Source organism: Nocardia mexicana NBRC 108244 (assembly GCF_001613165.1).
Lineage (GTDB): Bacteria > Actinomycetota > Actinomycetes > Mycobacteriales > Mycobacteriaceae > Nocardia > Nocardia mexicana.
In genome coordinates this window covers 25,107-49,565 of record NZ_BDBV01000033.1, presented here as the reverse complement: position 1 = coordinate 49,565, position 24,459 = coordinate 25,107, and the positions used below count along the sequence as shown (strand labels likewise).

Genomic DNA, 24,459 nt, shown 5'->3' with positions numbered 1-24,459 from the left:
GGGGAGCGGAGGGAAAGATATCGTGACCATCGACGAGACACTCGCCGACCCGGACCGCAAGCGGAACCGGTACCACTTCGACCGGCACACCCCCGAATACCGGCACCGGTTCGTGGAGATCACCCAGGACATGCAGGCCAGGTGCCCGGTCGCCTGGAGCGAGACCTACGACGGGCACTGGGTGGCCGCCGGGAGCGCCGCGGTCTTCGAACTCGCCCGCTGCCCGCACGTCTCCAACGACCACGATCTCAACGGGGAACGCAAGGGGTACAAGGGAATTTCGATCCCCACCGCGCAGCGTGTGCAGGCGGTGCGGGGCGGCATTCTGGAGATGGACGATCCCGAGCACCGGACCTACCGGCAGGCCCTCAACCCGTACCTGTCCCCCGCCGCGGTCAAGCGCTGGGAGCCGGTCGTCGACGAGATCGTGCGGGCCGCCCTCGACGAGAAGATCGAGAGCGGGCACATCGACTTCGTCGACGACCTCGCCAATGTGGTCCCGGCCGTGCTGACCCTCGCCATGCTCGGAATCCCGTTGCGGCAGTGGTCGATGTACAGCGAGCCGGTCCATGCGGCGGTGTACACCCCCGAGGATTCACCGGATATGCCGCGGGTCGCGGAGATGCACCGGGCCATGGGCCTGGATCTGCTGAACAACCTCATCGACGTCAAGGCGAATCCGCGCCCCGGATTGGTGAACGGCCTGCTCGAGCTGCGGATAGACGGCGAGCCCGCGCCGGATCTCGAGATCCTCGGCATGCTGGGCCTGATCATCGGCGGCGGCTTCGACACCACCACCGCGCTCACCGCGCATGCGCTGGAATGGCTGTCGGAGCATCCGGATCAGCGCCGCATGCTCAGCGACGAACGCGAGCACCTGCTCGATTCGGCGACCGAGGAGTTCCTGCGCTACTTCACCCCCGCCCCGGGCGACGGCCGCACCATCTCCGCCGACTTCGAGGCCGAGAACACGCGGTTCAAAGAGGGTGAGCGCCTGTGGTTGTCGTGGGCGATGGCGAACCGGGATCCGAAGGTCTTCCCCGATCCGAACGAGGTCGTCCTCGACCGGAAGGGCAACCGGCACTTCAGCTTCGGTCTCGGAATTCACCGCTGCATCGGATCGAACGTGGCGCGCACCGTGTTCAAGTCGATGCTCACCGCCGTCCTGGACCGGATGCCCGACTACCGCTGCGATCCCGAGGGGACCGTGCACTACGAGACCATCGGCGTCATCCAGGGCATGCGGAAACTGCCCGCGACCTTCACGCCGGGGCCGCGGCTGGGTCCCGGCCTCGAGGAGACCTTGGAGAAGTTGCAGAAGATCTGCGACACACAGGAACTCGCCGCACCCGTGACGGAGCGGCCCGATCGGGCGCGCATCGAATGAGGCAGCAGCCCTGCGGCAGTGCCGTTCCCGTCGTCGACGCCAGCGTGCACATCTTCTTCGGCTCGAACCGCGATATGCGCGGTTTCCTGCGCGAGCCGTTCGCCAGCCGCGGCATCCCGGACGTCGAAATGGATTGGTACGGCGCGCCGGGCGGGGAGTACGCGGAGGGCACGCGGGGGCCGAGTAAGCGGGGGCCGGGCAGGGGCTATCCGGGCTCGGATCCCGAATTCGTGGGCGAGCAGCTGTTTTCCGAGCGCGGCGTGGACGTGGCGGTGCTGCATCCGATGACCCGCGGCATCCTGCCGGACCGGCATCTGACCACCGCCGTGCTCGCCGCCCACAACGAGATGATGGTCTCGCGGTGGCTGGAGTCGAACCGGTTCGCGTCCCGGTACCGGGGCACGATCCGCGTCAACCCGGAGGACGTTCCCGGCGCGCTGCGCGAAATCGACAGGTGGGCAGGGCATCCCGGCGTGGTGCAGGTCGGCGTCCCGCTGCAGTCGCGCGAACTGTACGGCAAACCGCAGTTCTGGCCGGTGTGGGAGGCGGCGGCCGCGGCCGGGCTGCCGGTGGCCGCGCATATCGAGACCGGGGAGAGCATCGGGTTACCGCCCACGCCGTCCGGACACCCCCGGACCTACGAGCAGTACCTCGGCTTCATGTCGCTGAACTACGTGTATCACCTGATGAACATGATCGCCGAGGGCGTCTTCGAGCGGATACCGGAGCTGAAGTTCGTCTGGGCCGACGGGGCGGCGGATATGCTCACCCCCTTCATCTGGCGCATGGACACCTTCGGCCGGCCGCATCTGGAGCAGACGCCGTGGGCGCCGCGCATGCCCAGCGACTACCTGCCCGGTCACGTCTACTTCGTGCAGGGCGGCCTCGACGGGCCCGGCGACACCGAATTCGCCTCCGAGTGGCTGGAATTCACCGGCAAGGAGGACATGGTGATGTTCGGTTCCAGCTATCCGCACCGGCACTGCGGCGACGTCGCCGCGCTGCCGTCCGCGCTCACCGCCGAGCAGCGGGAAAAAGTGTTGTGGCGCAATGCGTCCCGGCTCTACGGGATCGATGTCCCCCGCGCCGCCGCCGCGCCGAGTCCATCCGGTCCGGACTAGGGAGACGACCATGACGCTGGCTCACGGGCAGCACCGCGCACCCGCACCCGAACAGGTCGCCGTCCGCGTGGTCGACTCGGACGTGCACCCGGTGCCGCGCCGCGGGGAACTCGTGGAGTACATCCCCGAACCGTTCCGGACCGATTTCTTCCTGAGCCATCGGGTCGGTGACACGATCATCTACGACGCCCCCGACTACGCGCACACCTACGCGATGCGGGCCGACGCCTTCCCCGAGGGCGGCGAATTTCCCGGCAGCGACCCGGAACTCGCGTTCCGGCAGCTCATCGTCGAGGCCGGATCGGATATCGCGATCCTGGAACCGACGGTCAAGGCGACGCGGCTGCCGGAGGCCACCCAGGCGATGGCGACGGGCGTCAACCACTGGCTGGCCAACCACTGGCTGGACCCGACGCACAACTGGCATCAGCGGTGGCGCGGGTCGATCTGCGCCGCGATCGATGATCCGCGGGGTGCGGTGCGGGAGATCGAGCACTGGGCCGGGCATCCGTACATGGCGCAGATCCTTATCAAGGCCGAGCCACGCCCGTCGTGGGGTGATCCGAGGTACGACCCGATCTGGGCGGCGGCCACCAAGCACGACCTCGTGGTGAGCTGCCATCTCGGCCGCGGCGCGTACGAGACGATGCCCATGCCGCCGGTCGGATTCCCCAGCTACAACCACGATTTCATGGTCACCTACTCGCTGCTGGCAGCGAATCAGATCATGAGCCTCATCTTCGACGGGGTGTTCGACCGCTTCCCCGCATTGCGCATCGTGTTCGTGGAGCACGCCTTCACCTGGATCCTGCCGCTCATGTGGCGGATGGACGCGATCTACGCGGCGCGCGGGTCCTTCACCGGGATCCGGCGCAAGCCTTCGGAATACGTGAAGGAGCACATCAAGTTCACCACCCAGCCGCTGGACTATCCGGACGACAAGACCGAACTGACCCGCGCCTTCGAGTGGATGTCGGCCGACCGGATCCTGCTGTACTCCTCGGACTACCCGCACTGGACCTTCGACGATCCGCGCTGGCTCGTGAAGCACCTGCCGGTGTCGGCCCGCGACAATGTCATGTACCGCAACGGTATTGCGACCTATCACCTTCCGGAGTCGGTGCCCGCCGTCGACGGGCAGCGGCGGGTGCTGTGATGACCGATCCGCAGCAGCCGCTCGCCCAGGGACGTGAGCACGTCGTGGCGACGGTCGACGAGATCCCGCCCGGCTCGTCCAAGGTGGTGCCGATCGGGCGGCACGGTGTGGGCGTCTACAACGTCCGCGGCACCTTCTACGCCATCGCGAACTACTGTCCGCACGAGGGCGGGCCGCTGTGTTCGGGGCGGGCCCGGGGCCGCACCGTCGTGGACGAATCCGTTCCCGGCGATCAGGTCATGGTGCGGGACCAGGAGTTCATCTACTGCCCGTGGCACCAGTGGGGTTTCGAGCTGGCGACCGGGACGACCGCGGTGAAGCCGGAGTGGAGTATTCGCACGTATCCGGTACGGGTCGTGGGCGACTCGGTGGTCGTGCTGGCCTGACGGTACGGGGCACGCACGGGCCGAGCGGAGGACCCGCAGCACGGGTTGTGTGCCGGGACAGGGCTGAGAGATCAGCATGCGGCACGGAAAGCGCACCGGGAGAGAGCGAGTCGAGGATCAGGAGGTCGGATGCCCACGGTGGTGGTGAACGGCGGCAAGGTCGTTTATGAAATCCTCGGCAACTCAGGCGATCTCGTGGTGCTGACGCCGGGCGGGCGGTTCGGGATGGACGTGGCCGGGCTGCGCCCGCTGGCCGAGGCGCTCGTCGCGGGCGGATACTCGGTACTGCTGTGGGATCGGCCCAACTGCGGCGCTTCCGATGTGCAGTTCCACGGGCAGTCCGAATCACATATGCGCGCAGAGACCCTCGATGGCCTCCTGGCCGCGCTGGATCTCGGACCGTGCGTGCTCGCCGGGGGCTCCGGCGGGGCGCGGGATTCGATGCTGACCGCCATGCTCTACCCCGAGCGGGTCACCGGGTTGGCGCTGTGGAACATCGTCGGCGGGGTGTACGGGCTGTTCAATCTCGGTGCGTACTACGTACTTCCGAGCCTGCAGGCCGTGCGCGGCGGCGGGATCGAGGCGCTGCTGCGAATGCGGGAGTGGCGCGAGCGCGTCGAGCAGAATCCGGACAACAAGCAGCGCCTGCTGGAGCTGGACCGGGACGAGTTCATCAAGCTGTCGCTGCGGTGGCTCAACGCCTACGTCCCCAAGCCCGGGCAGACCATCGCCGGGGTCGACGACGAGATGTTCGACCGAATTCGCGTGCCCACCCTCATCATTCGCGGCGGCGCGCACGATCTGGACCATCCCAAGCGCACGTCGCTCGAGGTGAGCTGCCTGATCGAGGGTTGCACGCTGATCGATCCGCCGTGGCCCGAGGACGCTTGGGAGCGCGCGGTCGAGGACCGCGGATCGGGAAAGGTGCGGCACTACAACCTCTTCGACACCTGGGTCCAGGCGGCTCCGGCGATCCTGTCTTTTCTGGACAGTTGATGGACGGTCATCCGCTACCAGGTCACGAGGCCCGTCCGCGCCGGTCACCGCGTCCGGATCCGGACCTCGCTGTTCAGCGACGCCTCCAGCGCGGTGTGAATGCGGCTCTCCCCCACCCGCGCCACGTCGGCCCGGGGCAGCGTCACGTACACGACGTCGACGCCGTCCTCCCCCGGCTCCCGCACGACGTCCCCGCTCATCCCGAATCCGGCGAGCACGCCGTGGGCGTCGTCGTCGGTTCCCCGGCTGACGAACGTCACCACCCCCGCAACCGGCTCGGTACCGAATGCCTTGGCGCACAACCGAACCGCCTCGCCGATGGCGGCATCGACATCCGCGGTGGTGACCAGCACCTGAATCTCCCGCCGGTGCGGCGCCTTCCCCGTCACATCATTGTCGAGCACCTCGGCCCCGAGCGTTCCGGCCGCCCCCCGCAGCACTCCCACACCGTGTGCGACCTGCTCGGTACTGAGCTCCCCCGCCGGGTCGACATCGATCCGCACCACAGCAGTTCTCATACCCGCCACCCTAACGCCGTCACGGCAGCCCCGGCCATCACCACGGCTCCCGGCGAAAAGCATGCCGGGAAAACGAGCGGCGACGCTTGCCAGGTACGAGCGGCGATATCGGTGTGCGTTTCTCATTCCCGGCACGGTCTTGGCCGGGAACCCCCTCCGGCTCTTCCCGATGACCGAGTTCCTATCCGAAGAGGTTTTCATGCCAGAGACTTTCGCGTCTGTCGGTGAGCTCACCGTGGCCGCGCTGCCGGGGTATGTACCGCGGCTGCTGCGGTCGGTCGACACGGAGGACTACGCCGAATACCGCGCCGACGGCGGGTACCGAACGCTGACTTCCCCGGACGCCTTGCTGGACGCGGTGCGGCGCAGCGGATTACGCGGGCGCGGTGGTGCGGCGTTTCCGCTCGCGGTCAAGCTGCGCACGGTCCACGATGCCCACCTGCGCGGCGACGCGACGGTCGTCGTGGCGAACGGGGAAGAGGGAGAACCGGCTTCGGTCAAGGACAAGTGGCTGATGCGTAAGCGGCCGCATCTGGTGCTCGACGGGTTGCGGTTGGCCGCCGCCGTGGCCGGGGCCCGTCGCGCGTACGTGTATGTGTCCGACGAGGAGTCCGCACGGCGCATCGACGCCGCGCTCACCGAGCTCGACGGGGCCGGCATCGCCGAGGTCGCCATCGAACTCGTCACTGTCGCACCGGGTTACGTCGCCGGCGAGGAGACGGCCGCGATTCGGGCGATCGACGGCGGCCCGGCGAAACCGTCGGACAAGCCACCGCGTCCGTTCGAGCGGGGCGTCGGCGGGGCACCGACGGCGGTGAGCAACGTCGAGACGCTCGCGCATCTGCCGTTCGTCCACCGGTACGGCGGCGCGGAGTTCCGCGCCCTCGGCACGGCCGACTCCCCCGGCACCTTCCTGGCCACGGTCACCGGTGCGGGCCGAACCCCGGCGCTGTACGAGCTGCCGCACGGGATACCGTTCACCGATCTGCTGGCCCTGCACGGGGTTTCGCCGGAGGTGGTGTCCGGCGCGCTCATGGGCGGCTACTTCGCCGGGCCGGCGGGCCGCGAAATACTCGGTGCCACTTTGGATCACACATCACTCGCCGCCCTCGGCAGCGGGCTCGGATGCGGTGCGATCGCACTGCTCACCTGCGAATGCCCGGTAGCTGTCGCCGCGGCGGTGCTGAGTTACTTCGACCGCGAGAACGCCGGGCAGTGCGGCTCCTGTTTCAACGGCACCGCCGCCATGGCCGCGGCCGCCTCGGCGCTGCGTGACGGCCGGGCCACCACGGCGGATGTCGACCGGCTGCGGCGCTGGTCGGTGGTCCTGCGCGGGCGCGGGGCCTGCGGCACCCTCGACGGCGCGGCCAATGTCGCGACATCGCTGGTCACGCGATTCGAGGCCGAGGTCCGCGCGCATCTCGCGGGCCGGTGCGCGACCTGCGCGGACGGTATCTACCTGGCCGACCGCCCCTTCGACGCCCAGGCGGTGACGATCCCGTGAGAATCCGACTGGACCGAACGCTCTGCGACGGCTTCGGCATCTGCGCCCGCCACGCACCCGCCCACTTCTCCCTCGACGACTGGGGCTACGCCACCCTCGAGGGCGACGGCACCATCCCCCCGCAAGACCGCGACCCCGCGCTCCGCGCCCTCCTGGACTGCCCGGCACACGCCATCACGCAGGACCCCGACGATGACGAGCCGGGTCAATGACCGTCCCCGGCAGCCTGCCCGGCACATCTCGATGAGCCCGCCCACCGAGTCCCGGTGACTCGGAAACCGGCGGACCCTGCCGGTCGGGTCAGTCGCTGGCCGGGAGGGGCTTGGCTTCCTTCAGTGCCAGCGGGGTGGCGCCGATGCTGAGGGTGCCGGTGCCCGCCTTGGTCACCAGGATCTCCGCGCCCGAGTCGTCGACGTATCGCTTGCCCAGCTGGTTCCCCTCGGCGAGGCTCGCGTCCAGTGCCGCGCCCGGGGCGGGGTGTTCCCCGAGCGGAATCATCGCCACACCGCCGGCGCACAGCCCGTCCAGGCTGTCCGTTGCCTTCACCACGATCACCTCGGTGTCACACACCTGGCTGCGTAGCCGAGTCCCGTTGTTGACCATCGTCATTCCTTCCCTGACGCACGACTACATGTTCGAGGCCGCGTCGATCGCGGGCCCGTACTCTTCGACGAGGTTGCGCCGCAACACCTTTCCGGTCGGCGTCACCGGCAGCGCGTCCCGGAACACGACCCGGTCCGGTGTGCGGGAGCCACGCAGTTCGGCGCGGACGTAGTCCCGCAACTCCGCGGAATCGGGTTCCGCGCCGTCCTCCGGCACCACCACCGCCACGATGATCTGCCCCCACTGCGCGTCCTCCACGCCGATCACCGCGACCTCGCGCACGGCCGGATGCTCCACCAGCACGTCCTCGATCTCGGCCGGTGCGATGTTCTCACCGCCGCGGATGATGGTGTCGTCGGAGCGGCCGCCGAGGAACAGGTAGCCGTCGGCGTCGAGCATCGCCACGTCCCTGGTCGGGAACCAGCCCTCGGCGTCGAGCACCGAGCCGATCCCGGTGTAGCGCCCGGAAACCTGCGGGCCGCGGACATACAGTTCGCCCGTCGCGCCCGCGGGCAGCACGCGTCCGCCCTCGTCCCGGATCTGAACCTCGATCCCGGGCACGGGCCGCCCGACCGAGCCGAGCCGCCGCGCCGCCGCGGGGTCGGTCGCCGCCCGCGCCGCACGGTGATCGTCGGGACCCAGTACCGCGATGGTGGAACTGGTCTCGGTCAGCCCGTAGGCGTTGACGAAACCGACCTCGGGCAGCAGGTCGATCGCCCTGCGCAGCAACGGAAGTGCGACCTTCGAGCCGCCGTAGGCCAGATTGCGCAGCGTGGGCAGCGTCGCGCCGGAACGCTCCAGTTCCGTCACGATCCGGTCGAGCATGGTCGGGACCACCGTCGCCGTCGTCACGGATTCGCTGCCGATCAGGGCGACCCAGCGGGCGGCGTCGAAGACCGGCAGGTAGACCATGCGCCGCCCGGCGTACAGATTCGACAGCGCCGCGCCGACACCGGCCACATGGTAGGGCGGCACGCAGATGAGCGCGGCGTCGGCGGGTGCGGCGGAGTCGAATTCGACCGTCCCGGTGATGTAGCTCAACAGGTTCTGATGCGACAGCTCGACCGCCTTCGGCGCCGAGGTGGTCCCCGAGGTGAACAGCACGACCGCGGGCTGGTCCGGATCCGGATCCACCGACGCCGGATCGGCCGACGCCGCCGCGGCGAGGAACTCCGACGAGGACATAGCCCGACCGTCGAATCCCGTTACGACGCCGAGATATTCGTCGTCACACACCAAGAGCGGGTCGTCGAGCCTGGCGACCAGGTCGCGCAGGGCGTCGGCGCTGAGCCGGTAGTTCAGCGGCGTCACGGGAACACCGGCACCGGCCGAGGCGAAGATCAGCAGCGGCAGCAGGTGCCCGCCGGTGCCGATGTAGGCCACACTGCGCGCGCCGGAGGCCGCGATCACCCCCGCGCCGCCCCGCGCGATCGCATGCAACTCGCTTGTGCTCCAACGAATCTCGTCGCAGACGACCGCCGTGCGATCGGGGTCGCCGGACAGCGCCATATCGAGCAGGAGCGAGACGGTCATCGCCGCGCTCCGCACGCCCGCGCGATTCGGTCATTCCGCTCGCTCATCGGCACCCTCTCCGCGACAGCCGACCGGCCCGTCGCCTCGCACGGACCCACTCCCGCAGTGCGCGGAGCTACCCGGCATATTTGTGATATCACCATTCTCCAGTAGCGAGAATATCATATTCATACCGGCGATCATCCGGCCAGGACCAGGTCCGCGCCACCCCACGGCCCGGTGAGCAGCAGCTCCCCACAGCGGAACGTCTCCACCTCGCCGATATCGCCCGCCGGTGCGCCCGCCGCTCGCAGCGCGGCGCCCTTGAATGCCCGCGCCGCGACGCTGAGCCGATGCCGGGCCGTGCCGAGCCTGCCGTCGAGCTCCCCGGGCAGTTCCCCGCCCCACAGCACGACCTCGATGAGATCGTGGTCCAGGCACTCCAGCACGCCGCGGCGCACCCGCGGATCGGAGACGAACAACTCCGGCGCCACCGCCACCACGTGCGGCCAGGTGTCGTGCACCGGTGTGGCCAGCGACGCCTCCAGGTCCAGCACCGTGGCGCCGAGGATCCGCAGCGGGCGCACCTCGGTGGCGTCGGCGAGCAGCACGGTCACCTCCCAGCCCGCCATCGTGCGATCACACAGCCAGCCACCCACTCGCCGCACCGCATCGACCGCGTTCGGTGCGACGATCGCGAGCCGGTACCGCAGCAGATGCTCGCGCGCGTGCGCCCGCCAGCCGGAGGTCGAGTGCACGGCGTGGAATTCCATCGCCGCGGGCGCACCCTGCCGTGGCCCCGTATTCACGCGCTCACCCCCGCGGCAGGCCGAGCACCCGCTCGGCGATGATGGTGCGCTGAATCTCCGAGGTTCCGCCCGCGATGGTGCCGGCGAAGCTGCGGACATAGCGCTCGAACCAGCCGGACGAGTAGTGGTCCAGATTCCACGGGCTCGGGTCGGAGCTCTTCGACGGATGTGTGAAGCCTTCCGCCCCAACGGAATCCAGCGCCGACTCCGATGCCGACTGGATCGCCTCCGACCCCAGCACCTTGAGGATGGACAGCGCCGGGACATCCTGTTCGCCGCGCGCCTCCCGCGACAGCGCCGCCGAACCCAGCAGCCGCAGCGCCTCGGTGTCCATCACGAGGCGGGCGTAGGCATCGCTGTCGATCGTGTCGCGCGGCCGGAAGTCGCGCAGCAGGTCGTCCAGGCGATCGGCGTAGCTCAGCCACAGCATCGTGCGCTCGTGGCCGAGCGACCCGTTGGCCACCGACCAGCCCTTGTTCAGCTCGCCGATCAGGTTCTCGGCCGGAACCCGGACTCCCTCGAAATAGACCTCGTTGAAGTCCAGGTCGTCCGGGGAGCACACGGAGGCGAACGGCCGCCGGGTCACGCCGGGCAGATCGGTCGGGATCAGCAGGACGCTGATGCCGCGATGCTTCGGCGCGTCCGGATCGGTGCGGACGAAGGTCAGCAGGACGTCGGCGTGGTGGGCGCCGGACGTCCAGACCTTCTGGCCGTCGACTACGAATTCGTCGCCGTCGCGCACCGCCCGGGTGCGCAGCGAGGCCAGGTCCGAGCCCGCGCCCGGTTCGCTCATGCCGAGCGACGCCGTGATCTCGGCGCGCAGGATCGGCACCGCCCACCGCCGCTGCTGCTCCGCGGTGCCGAACGACAGCAGCGAGGCGGCGACGATCCCGACGCCCTGCGGATTGAAGCTGTGGTAGATCCGCCGCTTGGACAGCTCCTCCAGATGCACGTACTGCTGCAGCACCGAGGCGTTGCGGCCGCCGAACTCCGGCGGGTTGGCGGGCAGCAGCCAGCCGTTGTCGAACAGCAGGCGCTGCCAGCGCCGGGCCCATTGCGGCACATCGGAACTCGACCGTGAGCGCTCGGCCGTCTCGGCGGCGGCGGGCAGGTGTTGGTCGAGGAAGGCGACGAACTCGGCGCGGAAGGCCTCGACGCCGGGATCAAAGCTGAGCTGCACGGTACTCCTCCGCGATCAGCGCCCGGTGCCGGGCCGCGCCGCCGAGCAGGAGCTCACCGGCCTTGGCCCGTTTGAGCGCGAACTGTAGGTCGTTCTCCCAGGTGAAACCCATGGCGCCGAACAGTTGCAGGCCGTGGCGGAACACCAGCGATTGGCACTCGCCCGCCGACGCCTTGGCCATCGATGCCGCCCGCCGCCGTCTCGGGTCGTCGGCCGCCAGGCACAGCGCCGCGAAATAGCCCAGGGCGCGGGCTCTTTCGATCGCGATGTGCATATCGGCCGCCTTGTGCTTGACCGCCTGGAACGATCCGATCGGGGCGTCGAACTGGCGGCGGGTGCGCACATGGTCGAGGGCCAGGTCCAGGATGCGCTGACAGGCACCGACGGTGGTGAGCGCGATGCCGGTGAGCGCGTGCTGGCGGGCGCGCTCCGGGTCGGTCTCGCGCCGGTCCCCGGTGCCGACCCGCACCCCGGCGAAGGTGACCTCGGCGAGGTGCAGCGCCGGATCGAACACCGCACTGCGCGTTGCCGCGACCGCCGCCGCGGGAACCACGAACACCCCGGCGTCGGTGACCACGGCCAGACGCTGCGCCCGGTCACCGTCGAGGACGTGCCGCGCGGTGCCGTCCAGCCGCCAGCCGTCTCCGTCCACGGTGGCCGTGACGCCGGAATACACTGCGGCGCCGGGTAGTTCGAGCCGACCCCGCTCCCCTGCCAGCGGGGCGAACTGTGACATGGTCGCCAGGAACGGGGTGGGGTCGGTGGCGCGCCCCAGGCCCTCGAGCACGATCGCCAGCTCGACGGCCAGCGCCGGATCGGACAGTTCCGTCCAGCCGACGTCGGCGTAGGTCTGCCACAGCGCGCCGGGTTCGGCGTCCTTGTCCACGACATCCCTGATCAGCGACGGCGGACAGGCGCGCGCGGTCACCTCGCGCACCGTATCGCGCAACATTCGCTGGTCGGCGTCGAACTCGAAGAGCATCGCGGCCTCCCTTCCTTCGCGCCTCGCGGGAGGCGGTATGAGAATGTAATTCTCTCACAGGGAGAGTATATTTTCGACCGATCAGCCCCGGACCGCGTCGGTATCGCCGACCCGATCGGTCGCGCGGGCGAGCGCGGCATTGACCTCGCGTACGAAGCCGACCAGAGCCGCCAGCGTCTCGTCGTCCTGCGGGAGGCTGTCACCGAGGGCGGCGAGCTCGCCGAACAGCGGCGCCAGCACTACCTCCGCGCGGACCGCGACCAGTTCGACCCGCACCCGCCGCCGATCGGCCGAATCCCGGCTCCGGCGCACGTAACCCGCGCGCTCCAGGCGGTCGACCACGGTCGTGACGGCGCCGCCGCGCGCGATCCCGAGCTGGTCGGCCAGTTGCCCGGGCGTCAGCGGTCCGCGCATGCGTAACAGGTTCAGGCAGGTCAGATCGGTGACGGTAATGCCGAGGCGGCCGGCGACCGCGGAGTGGAACACCACCGTGCGAGTGGCCTGCACGCGCAGCTCCTCCCGCAGTGCGGCCACGTGATCGGCGCGCGTACTTCCCGACGGCATCGGCGGCCTCCTTCCCTCCGGGCATTGCCACCTATCGAGTAGGAGAATATCATTCTCGTAGCGAACAAAGGAGCGTTCCATGCACGCGCGGACGCCGTGGCCGGTGGCGCCCCGGTCAGTGCCGGCGCAAGCGGCCGCGGCAACACAAGACCCGTTGCGGTGGTCCCCCTGATCCGCTGTCGGCCGCCTCGTGCAAACCCGGCGGTCCGGCAGCAGGGGGACATCGCGACAGGGCGCGCACGGGATCCGGGCACCCGCAACCCGGATCCCGTGCCGGCGCCGTCGTCCGGAACAGAAAGTAGCCGCATGAGCGATATCACCGGCCTGGATCTCGGCTCCGACGGGCGGCCCGGCACACCGCTGATCGTCCTCGAGCCGCGGCCGCACGAGCTGTCCACGACGGACGCCGTCCGGCTGGCGGGGGCCATGGATCGTGCCGTCCCGCTGGTGGTTACGGTGCTGCGGGAGCCACCGCCACCGCACGTGCGGCCGGTTCTCAGCGCCGCCACCGTGACACTCACCGAACATGCGGTGCCGGATCGGTGGCAGCAGATCGTCCGGGTACCCGATGTCGACGCGGCGGTCGATGCGCTGCGGCGCGCCGTCGCACACGCTCCCCGGGCCGCGGTGGCCTGCGGTCAGTTACTGCGCGAGACCTCCCGGCTGCCGACCACGCCCGCGCTGGCCGCCGAGGCCGCCGTCTATTCGATGCTGCTGGGGGGCAACGAGTTCGCGGCCTGGCTCGCCGAGCGCGGCCCGGCCCGGGCGATCCCGGAGCCTGATCGCGATCCGGTGTTGTTGCGACGCAGCGGGAATCGGCTGTCGATCACATTGGACCAGCCGGGCCGCCGGAATGCGCTCGGTGCGCGGATGCGCGAGGAGTTACTGGCGGCGCTGCGGCTGGCGGAGGCGGATCCGGACATCGAGTCGATCGAGCTGACCGGCAGCGGTCCGGCGTTCTGCAGCGGTGGTGATCTGGACGAATTCGGCACGGCCACAGACCTGGTGGCCGCCTACCTGGTGCGACTGGATCGCGCGCCGTGGGCGCTCATGGACCGCCTCGCAGGACGGCTCACCACCCGTGTTCACGGCCCCTGCATCGGGGCGGGCGCCGAGATCGCCGCCTTCGCGGGCACAGTGGTCGCCGCCCCCGGCACCAGTTTCCGATTCCCGGAACTGCGCATGGGGCTGGTCCCCGGCGCGGGCGGCACCGTCGCCGTGCCCCGGCGCATCGGCCGGTGGCGCGCCGCCTGGCTGATGCTCACGGGCGATCCGCTCGACGCCCACCAGGCCCTGAAGTGGGGCCTGGTCGACCGTCTCAGCCGAACGCCGGGCAGCTACTCGGCGGCCGAGGTCGCTGCTTCCTCCGCAGGTTCACCGAGGGGCTGACTCTGTGCCAACCGGGAGCCTTCGGGCCATAAGTATCGAGCCTCGCAATCCGAGTGGACGGCGATTGCACGTCGGGAGCTGTCGATGCGAGGGGGCGGAGGCAGATAATCTGCGCCGTGATCAGGTCCTCCTGAAACGATTGCGACACAGTATATTTCGGACGACTGCCCAGTGTGAAGATACTGATATCAGATGTTGCTGGACCTGCCCGGCGGGCGCTGCATGCGATAGGATTCGCACATGAGTTCGATGGGGGCGGTACTCGGGGAGCGGGCTGCAGGACCGCTGCATGCGGCTATAGCCGACCTGCTCGAACTCCCCTTGACGCCCCTGTCGGATGACGAGGTCGTCGAGATGATGCGGGATGTGGAGCGCTGCGCGCGCATGCTGGCAACGGCGCGGCACCGGCTGCTGATCGAGGCCGGGGAGCGCTCGCTGCCCGCCCGGTTCGGGACGAAATCGCTGAAGAAGTTCCTGATGGAGACGCTACGACTGGCGGGCGCCGATGCCGGTGCCCGGGTCCACCAGGCAGCGCAGGTCGGCACCTTCCGCGACATGACCGGCGAACAGACCGAGCCGCTCCTCCCGCATACCGCGAAAGCACTCGGCGCTGGGGATATCTCACCCGACCATGCCCGGGGCATCGCGATCGTCATGAACCGCGTCCCGCACGGTGTCACCGCTGACGACCGAGCGGCCGCCGAACAGATCCTGGCCGAATTCGCGCGCTCCGGATCACCCGACGACATCGGCAAGATCGGGGATCGGATTCTGGCGCACCTGGATCCGGACGGCCGCTTGACCACCGATACAGACCGCGCTCGCGTACGCGGACTGACGGTGGGACGCCAGCGTCCGGACGGGATGAGTCCGGTGCGCGGTGAGATCGACCCGGTGCTGCGAGCGCTACTGGACCCGTTGCTGGCCAAGTACGCCCGGCCCGGCGTGTGTAACCCCGACGACCCGGACAGCCCGTCGGTGGATCTCGATCACGCCGATCCCCGGGTGCTGGCCGAGGCCGGCCGGCGGGATCTACGGTCGGCTGCCCAGCGCAACCACGACGCAGTGAAGACGCTGCTGTCCGCCGGGGTTATCACCAGCGAACTGGGCACTCACCGCGGACTACCGGTCACGACGATTCTGACGATGAAAGTGGAGGACGTCGAACAGAATTCCGGTGTCGCGACCACGGCGACCGGCGGAACCGTCCCGCTCGGCGACGCCCTGAAGCTCGCGGAGCGGTCGCAGCCGTTTCTCGCGGTGTTCGACCATGCGGGGCTGCCGCTGCACCTGGGCCGGATGAAACGCCTCGCGACCCGCGCGCAACGACTGGCGCTGATCGCTGCCCTGCGCGGATGTTCGCGACCGGGCTGTGATGCTCCCGCTAGCCTGTGCGCGGCGCACCATGTGCTGGACTACCACAAGGGCGGGCGCAGCGACCTCGGCAATCTCACCCTGGCGTGCGATGCGTGCCACGCGCTCATCCACGACGGCCCGGACGGATGGAAAACCGTTGTCGAGGGGCCGGATTCACCGCATGCGGGGCGCACGGCCTGGATCGCACCGGCGCATATCGATCCGGCGCGAGTACCGCGCCTGAACCACCGCCATCACACCGACCAGCTACTTGCGGAGGTCGTGGCTCGTATCCACCTCCGTAACGAGCAGGTGCGCGAATATCATCCGCGGCGCCGACGAGAATGGGTGCGCAGCGAAGCACACCACACCGATGCCCGCCGTGGGCGGTCGCGCCCGAGGCGGAGCCATGCCCGGCATCCGTCTGCGGCGCCCGGAGCGCCGCCGCCCGAAAGACCGGAGACCGTGTGCCGTTCAAAGCGTGAGACAGAGCAGCCGAACGGAGTCGGCGGTGATCCGTTCGCCGACAGACCCGCGGACGACCTCGCAGAACGATCGGAATCCGTCGAATGAGTGGGCGAGGCGGGAACGACTGTGCCGCAGGCATTACGCGGGGATGGCTGCGATCGCTTGGAACTCTCTGTGCCCCAATGGAATCAGAGAACCGTTGCGCCGCGCTAGGGTGGGCCGCGTCCGGTGCCATGGAAATCACCGGGTTCGCGGACGGCCCGCCCGTCTTGTCGCCCGCGCCCGCGTTCGGTCTGTTGACCGAGGTCGCACGGGAGTTCGGTGCCGTGACCGAGCGGATCGGTGCACGCGTCGATCCGGATGCTGCCGAGGTGTTGTCCCGCCGCACGGACGGCGACCAGCACACAGCCGGCGAGCGGCGAGGGCGTCGGGGCCAGCGGTCCGTGGGTGGGAGCAGTCGGCTGCTGCGGAGCGTGGACGGCTGGTGTGCTGTGACGCTGAGCCGGGTCGAGGATAGGGAGGCCGTGCCCGCCATCACCGGTGATGCGGGCGGCGGCGATCCGTGGGCGCTGCTCGAGGCGGCGACTGCACGGTGGCCGGCGGCGGAGCTGGCCGATCGCGCCCAGCTGCTGGGGGTTCCGGCCGCCGCGCTGCCGACCAGCCCGCGCCGTGGGATGCCCTGGCGCAGTGAACGAATCGCCGACCCGGTGGCGGGACGCGGCCTCGGTGACTGCGTGGTGGTGGATCTGTCGTCGCTGTGGGCGGGGCCGCTGTGCGCGCAGTTGCTGGGGCGGGCCGGGGCCCGAATAGTCAAGGTGGAGAGCGTTCATCGGCCCGATGCGGCGCGCGCCGTACCGGATTTCTTCGACTATCTGCACGCCGGACACGAATTCGTATCGGTCGACTTCCGCACCGACGAGGGCCGCCGCGAGCTGGGGGCAATGATCGACGCGGCCGACATCGTCCTCGAGGCATCCCGGCCGAGGGCACTGAACCAGCTCGGTCTGGGACTCGACGATCGCCCGCACCGGCCCGGGCAGGTGTGGTTGAGCATCACCGGTTACGGCCGAAGGCACCCCATGCGCGTCGCGTTCGGGGACGACGCCGCCGTGGCGGGCGGACTGGTCGGCTATCACCGGGGCGAACCGGTCTTCTGCGCCGACGCCATCGCCGATCCGCTGTCCGGAATGTGCGCGGCCCTGGCCGCCGCCGCGGCAATCGAAGCGGGCGGCGGCCTGCTGCTGGACCTGTCGATGCGTGATACGGCGGCCGCCTTCGCGACCGCACCCGCCCTCTCACACGGACCGCACCGAGTCTTCCGCCACGACCCCGACACCTGGTTCGTCACCTGCGACCACCTCGGCCGCACGCAACAGGTATTCCCCCAGCCGGTTCCGTTGCGACCGGCCTCGTCCAGGCGCGGCCCCCGATGACCGCCCGACCTTCCCGGTTCGCATCCGGCCCACCACCTTCCCGGCACACACCCGGCTCACCACCTTCCCGGCACGCACCCGGCCCACCACCTTCCCGGCACGCACCCGGCCCACCACTTTCCCGGCACGCACCCGGCCCACCACTTTCCCGGCACGCATCCCGGCCCATCATTTTCCCGGCACGCTTTTGGCCGGGATCCACGTCAGCGCTGGGCGGTGACCGGCGTTGCTGATACGGAACGCGGAGGTCTTCGGGAGGGCGGACACCGACGTGCGGTGGGTAGGTGAGCGCATTGCCGAGTGTGGGCGCGGCCTGCGCGCCAAGGTGGGTGAGGACGAGATCGATGCGGGCGGTGGGTGGTTGATCCCCGGGTTGCACGATCATCACACGCATCTGCGTGCCACGGCGGCGCTCGCGGAATCGATCCGGCTCGATGCTCCCCCGGTCCGGACAGGGGAGCAGCTGACCGAGCGGCTGCGGCAAGCCGACCGGGACTTGCCCGCAGGAGCGTGGATTCGTGGAGTCGGCTACCACGACGGCATGACTGGGATGCTCGATGACAACACTGCCGGGGTACTCGACCGGCGGACGCTGGACCGAATACTGCGCGATCGTCCGGTACGGATCCAGCATCGCTCCGGGGCGCTGTGGATTCTCAATTCCCGGGCGTGCGAAATGCTGGATGTGGACCGCTGCCCCCTCCCCGGAGTCGAACGGGATGCGGACGGGCGCGCCACCGGGCGGCTGTGGCGGATGGATTCCTGGCTGGCCGAGCACGTGGGCGGTACGGCACCCGATCCGGCACAGGTGAGCGCCGCGGCGGCCGCGCTGGGTATCACCGGATTCACCGATGCGACACCGGGATTGAGCCAATCGGACATCGATCGGTACGCCGACTGGCTCGCCGACGGGCTCATTCTGCAGCGGGTGCACTGCATGGCCCCGCCGGGGCGCACCGATCCGCGCACGCCTCGATTCACGCTGGGCCCCACCAAGTTCCTGCTCGACGACACTGCGCTGCCGCCACTCGACGAATTCATCGCGGCCGTACAGAGCACCCACGCGGCGGGCAGATCGGTTGCGGTGCATTGCGTTACCCGGGTCCAGCTGATCCTGACCATGGCCGCCCTCGACGCCGCGGGAGTGCGGCGCGGCGACCGCATCGAGCACGGTGCGATCATCCCGGCCGACTCGATACCGTGGCTGCGCGAGCACGGGGTGCCGGTGATCACGCAGCCGCACTTCCCGGTGGAGCGCGCCGATCAGTACGCGCGCGAGGTCCCCGCCGATGAGCAGCCCGACCTGTGGCGGCTACGGTCGCTGCTCGCCGGAGGCGTCGGTGTGGCCGCGGGAACCGACGCCCCGTTCGGCGACGCCGATCCCTGGGGAGTGGTCCGGGCGGCGGTGCACCGGACCACCGATTCGCCTGGGCCCGAATCCGTTTCGCTCACCACTGCCGTCGCGCTGTTCAGCGGCGAGCCGCAACTCCCGGCACACCGCCGCGCTATCGAGCCCGGCGCACCCGCCGACCTCACCTTGCTGCACCCACCCCCGAACGAGGTCCTCACCACTCCCCCGGCAGATCTGATAGCCGCCACCTTCGTGGATGGGAATGCCACATACCTCGCCTGATTCGCCGGCAACGTCGCGAGGTAGCCACCCTTGTCATGCTGACGGGCGCTCGCCGGGACACATCGCCGCATTGCCGAGACAGGCCCAGTGGCTTCCGGCCGGAAGCGCGCCGGAAATCGGTGCAGGAGTGAGGGAGTCAGTGCATGCCAGGCGGCTCTGTCATCGTTCGCACTACCGACTCGCCGAACTCGGCAAGTGTGGTGGGCGGGGCGAAATCGGCGAACCAGACGTAGAAACGCTCCACGCCGAGGCGGGCCAGGCCGGTGAAATGCCCGATCAGTTCCTCCGCATCCCCGCAGCGCAGACCGTCGCCGAGATAGCCGAAGCGGCGCAGGCTGCGCTCACGCACCTCCACCGCCGACCTGCCGGATCCGACGAAACCGACCATCTGCTGGACAGAGACGCGAGCCCCGCCGGTGGACGGCGACAACTCCGGGAGACGGGCGACCTCCGTGGCCGGGAGATTCCACCAGGTCGCGTGCTCGCGGACGAGCTCCAGCGTCGTCGGGCCGACACCACCGATGACCAGCGGTATCGGTGTACTCGGTTGCGGCACGAGAGCATCGGCGTCGTCCGGATTCCAGTATCGGGCGAGCGCTCGCAGTGTCTGCCCGAGCCGGTCCTGCCGCGCGGCCGCGCGCTCCTCGGTCACACCGAACCTGACCAGCTCCCGAGGGACCGAGCCCGACCCGAGGCCCAGTTCGAACCGGCCGCCGGACGCCTCCTGCAGTGTCACAGCCTGTTTCGCGAGCACCGCGGGATGCCGGAAGGCGTCGCACAGCACCAGGTGGCCGATTCGCAGGCGGTTCGTCCGGGCCGCGACCCAGCTCGCGACGGTCATCGCCTCCCAGAGGGGCTGGCGTTCCGCGCCGGGCGCCTGCAGGTGATCGATGAACGCGATGCCGTCGAAGCCGACCGCCTCCGCCGCCTGCGCGCGCTCGACGATATCGGCCACCGGCATCCGCACCTGGGGCAGAAACAGAAAGAACTCGACCATTCGCGCCTCGTCTCAGTATCGAACCACTTGCGTCGGCCGCACCGTTCCGATGCCGCGAATCTCGGTGTCCGGCAGCGGAATCAGGCGGAACCCGGAATACGAGGCCAGCGCCTCCGCCACCGCGGGCGCCGCCAGCACCGTGCCGGGCTCGGCCAGCGCGGTCAGGCGACTGGCCAGATTGACGGTGTTTCCGAAGATGTCGCCCAGGTACCGGATCACCGGTCCCCACGCCACGCCGACCCGCAGCCCGGGAATATCCGGGTCCCCGCCGAACTGGGCGATCAGCCGGGTGGCGATATCCGCCACGGCGGCGGGATCATCGGCGGTGAACAGCACCTCGTCGCCCAGCATCTTGACCACGCCGCCGCCGGATTCGAAAATCACCTGCGTCGACCGGAATTCGAAGCGGCCGACGATGCGAGTCAGCTCACCCTCCGAGCGCCGGCGGCTCAGTTCCGTGAAATCGACGATATCGGCGAATCCGACGGCCACCGGGCCGGGCTCGGCACTCTCCTCGAAACCGCGTATGGCCCCGGCCAATTGGCGCACCCAGATCTGGCCCAGGACCCGCTGCACCTCCGGCATCCGCTGCCTCATCTGATGCACCACGTCGATACCCCCGGCCCGCGCCCGCGCCTGCTGGCTGGCCAGGATCTCCACCTGCAGATGCGCCAGATGCGCGATCGCCCGCGTGAGGACGCGGGTCAGGCGCAGGGTATCCGCCTCGGTCATCACGCCTTCGGACACATAGCCGCTGATCGTGCGGAGCAACTGCACGTCCGACGCGCCGAACGCCACCGCATCCTCGACGGTCGGCGGGTAGCCGAGTGCCCGCCAGTACTGCCGGGCCTGCAGCAGTGAGATGCCCACGGCGGCCGCCGCTTCCCGCGCCGTATAGCGCAGCGGCTCACCGAATCCGGGCAGCAGGGGCGGCCCGTCGACCCTGTCGCGGGGCGCGGACATGACCGCGGCTTCAGCGTGAGTCGGCGCCGAGTGCGCGTTGAAAGCCGGGGGGTAAGACCACGTCGCCGCGCCCGAGGTCGTGAATCGAGCTGTGCCCCAACGCCGTCAGCGTCGAATCGATGCTGCCGCGCAGGATGTCGAGCACGTTCTCGACCCCGGCCTGCCCTTCGGCCGCCAGCCCCCACAGGTACGCGCGGCCGATCATCACCGCGCGGGCGCCCAGGGCCACCGCCTTCACGACATCGCTGCCGCGCCGGATGCCCCCGTCGAGCAGCACCTCGATCTGGCCGCCGACCGCGTCGGCGATGGCGGGCAGGGCGCGGATGGTGGCGGGGGTGCCGTCGAGGTTGTTGCCGCCGTGATTGGACACCGAGATCGCGTCGACGCCCGCATCCACGGCGCGCCGCGCCTCGTCCACCCGTATCACGCCCTTCACCAGCAGCGGTCCGTCCCACTGGTCCCGCAGCCAGCGCACATCGTCCCAGGTGGGTTTCGGCGAGTTCATCCACTGCCCATATGCGCCGAAGAAGGTCGGAATGTCGCCGTCCTCCGCCATATTCGGCACGGTGAGGTCCGGCAGGCCGCGCGAACGCAGGTAGGCCAGCAGCCAGCGCGGCTTGCGCACGGTCTGCGGGGCGAACCGCAGGGCCTCACGCGGGGTCAACCGCTCCGGAATGTGGGGGCTCCCCCAGTCCCGGCCGTAGGAGAACGACCAGTCCAAAGTGAGGATCAGGCCCGCGACCCCGGCCGCCCGGGCCCGTTCCAGGCGGCGCAGCACGTCGTCGCGGCCGCCGATCCAGTAGATCTGGAAGAACGTCTTGTCGTTCGCCGCCACCACCTGCTCCACCGGCTTGCTCGCGAACGAGCTCAGGCCCATCGCCGTGCCGCGGGCCGCGGCGGCGCGGGCCACGGCCACCTCGCCGTCGGGGTGCACCGCCTGCACGCCGGTGGGCGATATCAGCACCGGCAGCGAAATATGCTGTCCCAGCACGGTTGTCGCGAGGTCACGCTTCTCCGACATCCCGGCCGTGCGCGGAGCCAGCGCGATCTCGTCGAAGGCGTCGACGTTGTCGCGCAAGGTCACACCCTTCTCCGATCCGGCCAGCAGTGCGCTGTACACCGACGACGGCAGGCGTTTGCGGGCGCGCCGCTGCGCCTCGGCAACGGTCTCGAACCAGCTCGCGGCCATGGAAACTCCTTGTCAGTCTTTCGGGGATACCTCGCGCCCGGAACGTCGGGCCAGGGTCAGTCGCGGACGCAGCGGGACGACGGTGCGATGCCGGAGGCACCCGACCCACACCCCGCACCCGTAGGCGATGTCGTCGGCGATCTCGCGCATCGGATTGTGCACCCGCCCATCGGTGGCGGAGACAACGGCCGGACCGAGCAGCAATGCACCGATCGCGAGCCTGCGGCCGGTTCGCGGCCCGCGGCCGGTGACGGCGAGCGCGAGCAGCAGCGGGCCACAATATTTCGTGCTGTAGCGGCCGATCGCCAACCCCGTATGCCAGAGGCTCGCGACCGCGTATCGCACTGCCTGCCGCGGCGGTGCACCCAGCCGACGCAGTGTCGCACCGTTGCTCAGCAGGGATGCCGTGAATGCGGCGGCCGCCGGTAGCGGCCGCCCGCCGAGCAGGGCCACCACCGTGGCCGCGGACCAGAACGGAACCGCCAGCGGCGGCAGCGAATCCGGATGCCGTTCGGCCAGCGGCGCGGCCGACGTCCCGTAGCGGAACCGTCGGGCAAGCACCCGGCCCACCGACGACGGTTCCTCGTGCGCGACCACCGCGCCGGGGTCGTAGCGCACCCGCCAGCCCGCCTCGTGCAGCCGCCACACCAGGTCGACATCCTCACCGAACCGCAGTCCGGGATCGAATACCGCGGTATGCCGGGCGATGTCGACCAGTGCCCCGCGCCGGGCCAGCAGTGCCGCGGTGGGAACGAATGCCACCGGCGTGTTCGGGACCACCCGCGCCGCGCGGTCACCGAGATCCAGCCCGCACGGGCCGGGGCCCAGGGCGGTGATGCGCGGGGCGACGGCGGCGACCAGCGGATCGTCGAAATGCCCTGCGAGCCGGGCGATCCAGTCGCCGCCGGGCACACAGTCGCTGTCGACGAAGGCGACGAGTTCGGTCCGCACCCGGCGCAGCGCGGTATTGCGGGCCGCGGCGGGCCCGCGGTTGCGGTCGTGCCGCAGCAGGGTCGCCCCGTGGTGTGCGGCCACGGCGGCGACGCTCGCGGGATCGGCCGAGCCGTCGTCCACGACGATCACCGGATAGCGGTCGCCGAGCGCGGTCAGGCACCGCGCCAGCGGCACGGGTCGATCCCGGACCGGCACGACCACGGTGAGATCGGCCGACCGCCTCGGACGGGGTCGGGGATGCGCGAAGCCCGAGTCGGTCAGTCGCCGCGCCAATACCGCCGCGGCGCCGCCCCGGACGGGAGCGATCCGAAGTTGTTGCCAGGCAGCGTATCCGGCCGGGGTCAGCCGTAGCAGGCGGGCGGGCGAACCACCCCACCACAGGTGCGGTTCGATCATGCGGACGCCCGGATCCAGGGTCACCCGCACGCCCTCGGGGAGCGGCGCACTCGGGCCCGGTGGGTCGCCGCTCCCGGTCCGTTTCCCGTCCGTCACAGCGCCAGCCCGCCGTCCACCGGGATGACCGCACCGGTCATCGCGCTGTTGTCGGCTCCGGCCAAAAAGGCCAGCACCGCGGCGATCTCGGCAGGCTGCAGCAGGCGGCCCACCGGCTGCTGACCGCCGAAGCGCGCGGCGTCCGGGAGGCCGTAGATCCGAGCCGTCTCGTCCAGGATCGCGGTGTCGGTGGAGCCGGGGCTGACCGCGTTCGCGGTGACGCCGGTGCCGCCGAGCTCCGCGCCCAGGGCCCGAATCAGCCCCGCCACACCGGCTTTCGCGGCGCAGTAGGCCGCCAGCATCGGCAGGCCCTTCGTCGCGGCGGCCGAGGCGATGGCCAGGAAGCGGCCGGACCGCGGCTCGGGACGCTCCAAGAGCGCGGGAACGGCCGCGCGGGCCAGGTTGACCACCCCGCCGAGGCAGACGTCCATCACCGCCCGCTCCTGCTCGATCGGCATGTCCCACAGCGGAACCCCGCCCGCGATCACGCCCGCGGCGCCGATGGCGGCATCCAGGCCGCCCCAGGTGTCCACCGCCTCGGCCACCGCCGCCCGCAGCGCCCCGGGATCGCGGACGTCGGCCACGAACGGCCGCACCGCGCCCACCCGGTTGACCCGCCCGCCCGCCTCGGTGGCGACCGCGAGCAGCTCCTGTTTCGTGCCCATCGGATACGGCAGCACCGCATCGTCGTCGGCCACATCGACGGCCAGTACCGACCACCCACGGTCGGCCAGCGCCAGCACGGTCGCGGCGCCGATACCCCGCGCCGCACCGGTAACCACCGCAACCCGCCGATGCCCGCTGCCGCTCACCACGTTTCGAGGTCGCGCCACAGCACACCTCCTCCCCCCGATCCCGAATCCCACC

Annotated in this window: 23 protein-coding genes; 11 read left to right on the top strand and 12 right to left on the bottom strand. The window is 70.2% G+C overall.

Annotation, left to right across the window (positions count from 1 at the left end):
- The first annotated feature begins 22 nt into the window (after positions 1–22).
- The 5 genes from NM1_RS13680 to NM1_RS13660 all read left to right on the top strand — a co-directional run bounded on the left by NM1_RS13680 (position 23) and on the right by NM1_RS13660 (position 5,046).
- Positions 23–1,387 (top strand): cytochrome P450, encoded by a 1,365-nt coding sequence (locus NM1_RS13680; RefSeq protein WP_068019235.1) that lies wholly within the window; start codon positions 23–25, stop codon positions 1,385–1,387.
- Complete coding sequence (locus NM1_RS13675) at positions 1,384–2,508, top strand: amidohydrolase family protein (RefSeq protein ID WP_068019232.1); 1,125 nt, start codon at positions 1,384–1,386, stop codon at positions 2,506–2,508. Before NM1_RS13680 ends, NM1_RS13675 begins: the two co-directional genes overlap by 4 nt.
- A gap of 10 nt (positions 2,509–2,518) precedes the next feature.
- Entirely contained in the window at positions 2,519–3,664 is a 1,146-nt protein-coding gene (locus tag NM1_RS13670; RefSeq protein WP_068019229.1) for an amidohydrolase family protein, read from the top strand.
- A complete protein-coding gene (locus NM1_RS13665; protein ID WP_068019226.1) occupies positions 3,664–4,050 on the top strand; it encodes a Rieske (2Fe-2S) protein in 387 nt (128 codons plus the stop codon). Before NM1_RS13670 ends, NM1_RS13665 begins: the two co-directional genes overlap by 1 nt.
- Positions 4,051–4,179: 129 nt before the next feature.
- Complete coding sequence (locus tag NM1_RS13660) at positions 4,180–5,046, top strand: alpha/beta fold hydrolase (protein ID WP_068019223.1); 867 nt, start codon at positions 4,180–4,182, stop codon at positions 5,044–5,046.
- A gap of 44 nt (positions 5,047–5,090) precedes the next feature.
- Here NM1_RS13660 and NM1_RS13655 read toward each other — a convergent pair whose 3' ends face one another.
- A complete protein-coding gene (locus tag NM1_RS13655) occupies positions 5,091–5,564 on the bottom strand; it encodes a hypothetical protein (protein ID WP_068019219.1) in 474 nt (157 codons plus the stop codon).
- 199 nt (positions 5,565–5,763) lie between these two features.
- Between NM1_RS13655 and NM1_RS13650 the strand changes: the two genes are divergently transcribed.
- Both NM1_RS13650 and NM1_RS13645 read left to right on the top strand, forming a co-directional pair.
- The gene (locus NM1_RS13650; protein ID WP_068019376.1) at positions 5,764–7,068 is read left to right on the top strand and encodes an NADH-ubiquinone oxidoreductase-F iron-sulfur binding region domain-containing protein; all 1,305 of its coding nucleotides are present in this window, start codon (positions 5,764–5,766) and stop codon (positions 7,066–7,068) included.
- Positions 7,065–7,280 carry a ferredoxin gene (locus NM1_RS13645; protein ID WP_068019216.1) on the top strand — a complete coding sequence of 72 codons (216 nt, stop codon included), beginning with the start codon at positions 7,065–7,067 and terminating at the stop codon, positions 7,278–7,280. The genes NM1_RS13650 and NM1_RS13645 overlap by 4 nt, the downstream gene beginning before the upstream one ends.
- Before the next feature lie 88 nt (positions 7,281–7,368).
- Here NM1_RS13645 and NM1_RS13640 read toward each other — a convergent pair whose 3' ends face one another.
- The 6 genes from NM1_RS13640 to NM1_RS13615 all read right to left on the bottom strand — a co-directional run bounded on the left by NM1_RS13640 (position 7,369) and on the right by NM1_RS13615 (position 12,718).
- Positions 7,369–7,671: a hypothetical protein gene (locus NM1_RS13640; protein ID WP_068019374.1), complete on the bottom strand. Its 303-nt coding sequence runs from the start codon at positions 7,669–7,671 to the stop codon at positions 7,369–7,371.
- Between the two features lie 24 nt (positions 7,672–7,695).
- Positions 7,696–9,204, bottom strand: a complete 1,509-nt coding sequence (locus NM1_RS13635) for a class I adenylate-forming enzyme family protein (RefSeq protein ID WP_068019213.1) — start codon at positions 9,202–9,204, stop codon at positions 7,696–7,698.
- A 179-nt stretch (positions 9,205–9,383) separates the two neighbouring features.
- A complete protein-coding gene (locus NM1_RS13630; RefSeq protein ID WP_068019371.1) occupies positions 9,384–9,896 on the bottom strand; it encodes a hypothetical protein in 513 nt (170 codons plus the stop codon).
- A 100-nt stretch (positions 9,897–9,996) separates the two neighbouring features.
- Complete coding sequence (locus NM1_RS13625) at positions 9,997–11,172, bottom strand: acyl-CoA dehydrogenase family protein (RefSeq protein ID WP_068019210.1); 1,176 nt, start codon at positions 11,170–11,172, stop codon at positions 9,997–9,999.
- Positions 11,156–12,154 carry an acyl-CoA dehydrogenase family protein gene (locus tag NM1_RS13620; protein WP_068019206.1) on the bottom strand — a complete coding sequence of 333 codons (999 nt, stop codon included), beginning with the start codon at positions 12,152–12,154 and terminating at the stop codon, positions 11,156–11,158. The genes NM1_RS13625 and NM1_RS13620 overlap by 17 nt, the downstream gene beginning before the upstream one ends.
- A gap of 81 nt (positions 12,155–12,235) precedes the next feature.
- A complete protein-coding gene (locus NM1_RS13615) occupies positions 12,236–12,718 on the bottom strand; it encodes a MarR family transcriptional regulator (protein WP_068019202.1) in 483 nt (160 codons plus the stop codon).
- 306 nt (positions 12,719–13,024) lie between these two features.
- On the opposite strand from NM1_RS13615, the gene NM1_RS13610 reads away from it, so the two are divergent.
- From NM1_RS13610 to NM1_RS13595, 4 genes are all read left to right on the top strand, one after another.
- The gene (locus NM1_RS13610; protein ID WP_068019199.1) at positions 13,025–14,107 is read left to right on the top strand and encodes an enoyl-CoA hydratase/isomerase family protein; all 1,083 of its coding nucleotides are present in this window, start codon (positions 13,025–13,027) and stop codon (positions 14,105–14,107) included.
- A gap of 240 nt (positions 14,108–14,347) precedes the next feature.
- Positions 14,348–16,036, top strand: coding sequence for an HNH endonuclease signature motif containing protein (locus NM1_RS13605; protein WP_084519584.1), 1,689 nt, complete (start codon positions 14,348–14,350; stop codon positions 16,034–16,036).
- Between the two features lie 128 nt (positions 16,037–16,164).
- Complete coding sequence (locus NM1_RS13600) at positions 16,165–17,364, top strand: CoA transferase (protein ID WP_068019193.1); 1,200 nt, start codon at positions 16,165–16,167, stop codon at positions 17,362–17,364.
- 226 nt (positions 17,365–17,590) lie between these two features.
- Complete coding sequence (locus tag NM1_RS13595; protein ID WP_068019190.1) at positions 17,591–18,997, top strand: amidohydrolase family protein; 1,407 nt, start codon at positions 17,591–17,593, stop codon at positions 18,995–18,997.
- Between the two features lie 136 nt (positions 18,998–19,133).
- Here the strand turns inward: NM1_RS13595 and NM1_RS13590 are convergent, their stop codons facing one another.
- The 5 genes from NM1_RS13590 to NM1_RS13570 are packed head-to-tail and all read right to left on the bottom strand — an operon-like array spanning position 19,134 to position 24,425.
- Positions 19,134–19,994, bottom strand: coding sequence for an LLM class flavin-dependent oxidoreductase (locus NM1_RS13590; protein ID WP_068019186.1), 861 nt, complete (start codon positions 19,992–19,994; stop codon positions 19,134–19,136).
- A 12-nt stretch (positions 19,995–20,006) separates the two neighbouring features.
- On the bottom strand, positions 20,007–20,957 hold the full coding sequence (locus NM1_RS13585; protein WP_068019182.1) for an adenylate/guanylate cyclase domain-containing protein: 951 nt from the start codon (positions 20,955–20,957) through the stop codon (positions 20,007–20,009).
- Positions 20,958–20,967: 10 nt separating this feature from the next.
- Positions 20,968–22,146 carry a pre-mycofactocin synthase MftD gene (gene mftD / locus NM1_RS13580; RefSeq protein WP_068019178.1) on the bottom strand — a complete coding sequence of 393 codons (1,179 nt, stop codon included), beginning with the start codon at positions 22,144–22,146 and terminating at the stop codon, positions 20,968–20,970.
- A gap of 12 nt (positions 22,147–22,158) precedes the next feature.
- Positions 22,159–23,592 carry a mycofactocin biosynthesis glycosyltransferase MftF gene (gene mftF / locus NM1_RS13575; RefSeq protein WP_068019175.1) on the bottom strand — a complete coding sequence of 478 codons (1,434 nt, stop codon included), beginning with the start codon at positions 23,590–23,592 and terminating at the stop codon, positions 22,159–22,161.
- Positions 23,589–24,425: a mycofactocin-coupled SDR family oxidoreductase gene (locus NM1_RS13570; RefSeq protein ID WP_246011601.1), complete on the bottom strand. Its 837-nt coding sequence runs from the start codon at positions 24,423–24,425 to the stop codon at positions 23,589–23,591. The genes mftF and NM1_RS13570 overlap by 4 nt, the downstream gene beginning before the upstream one ends.
- Between the last annotated feature and the right edge of the window lie 34 nt (positions 24,426–24,459).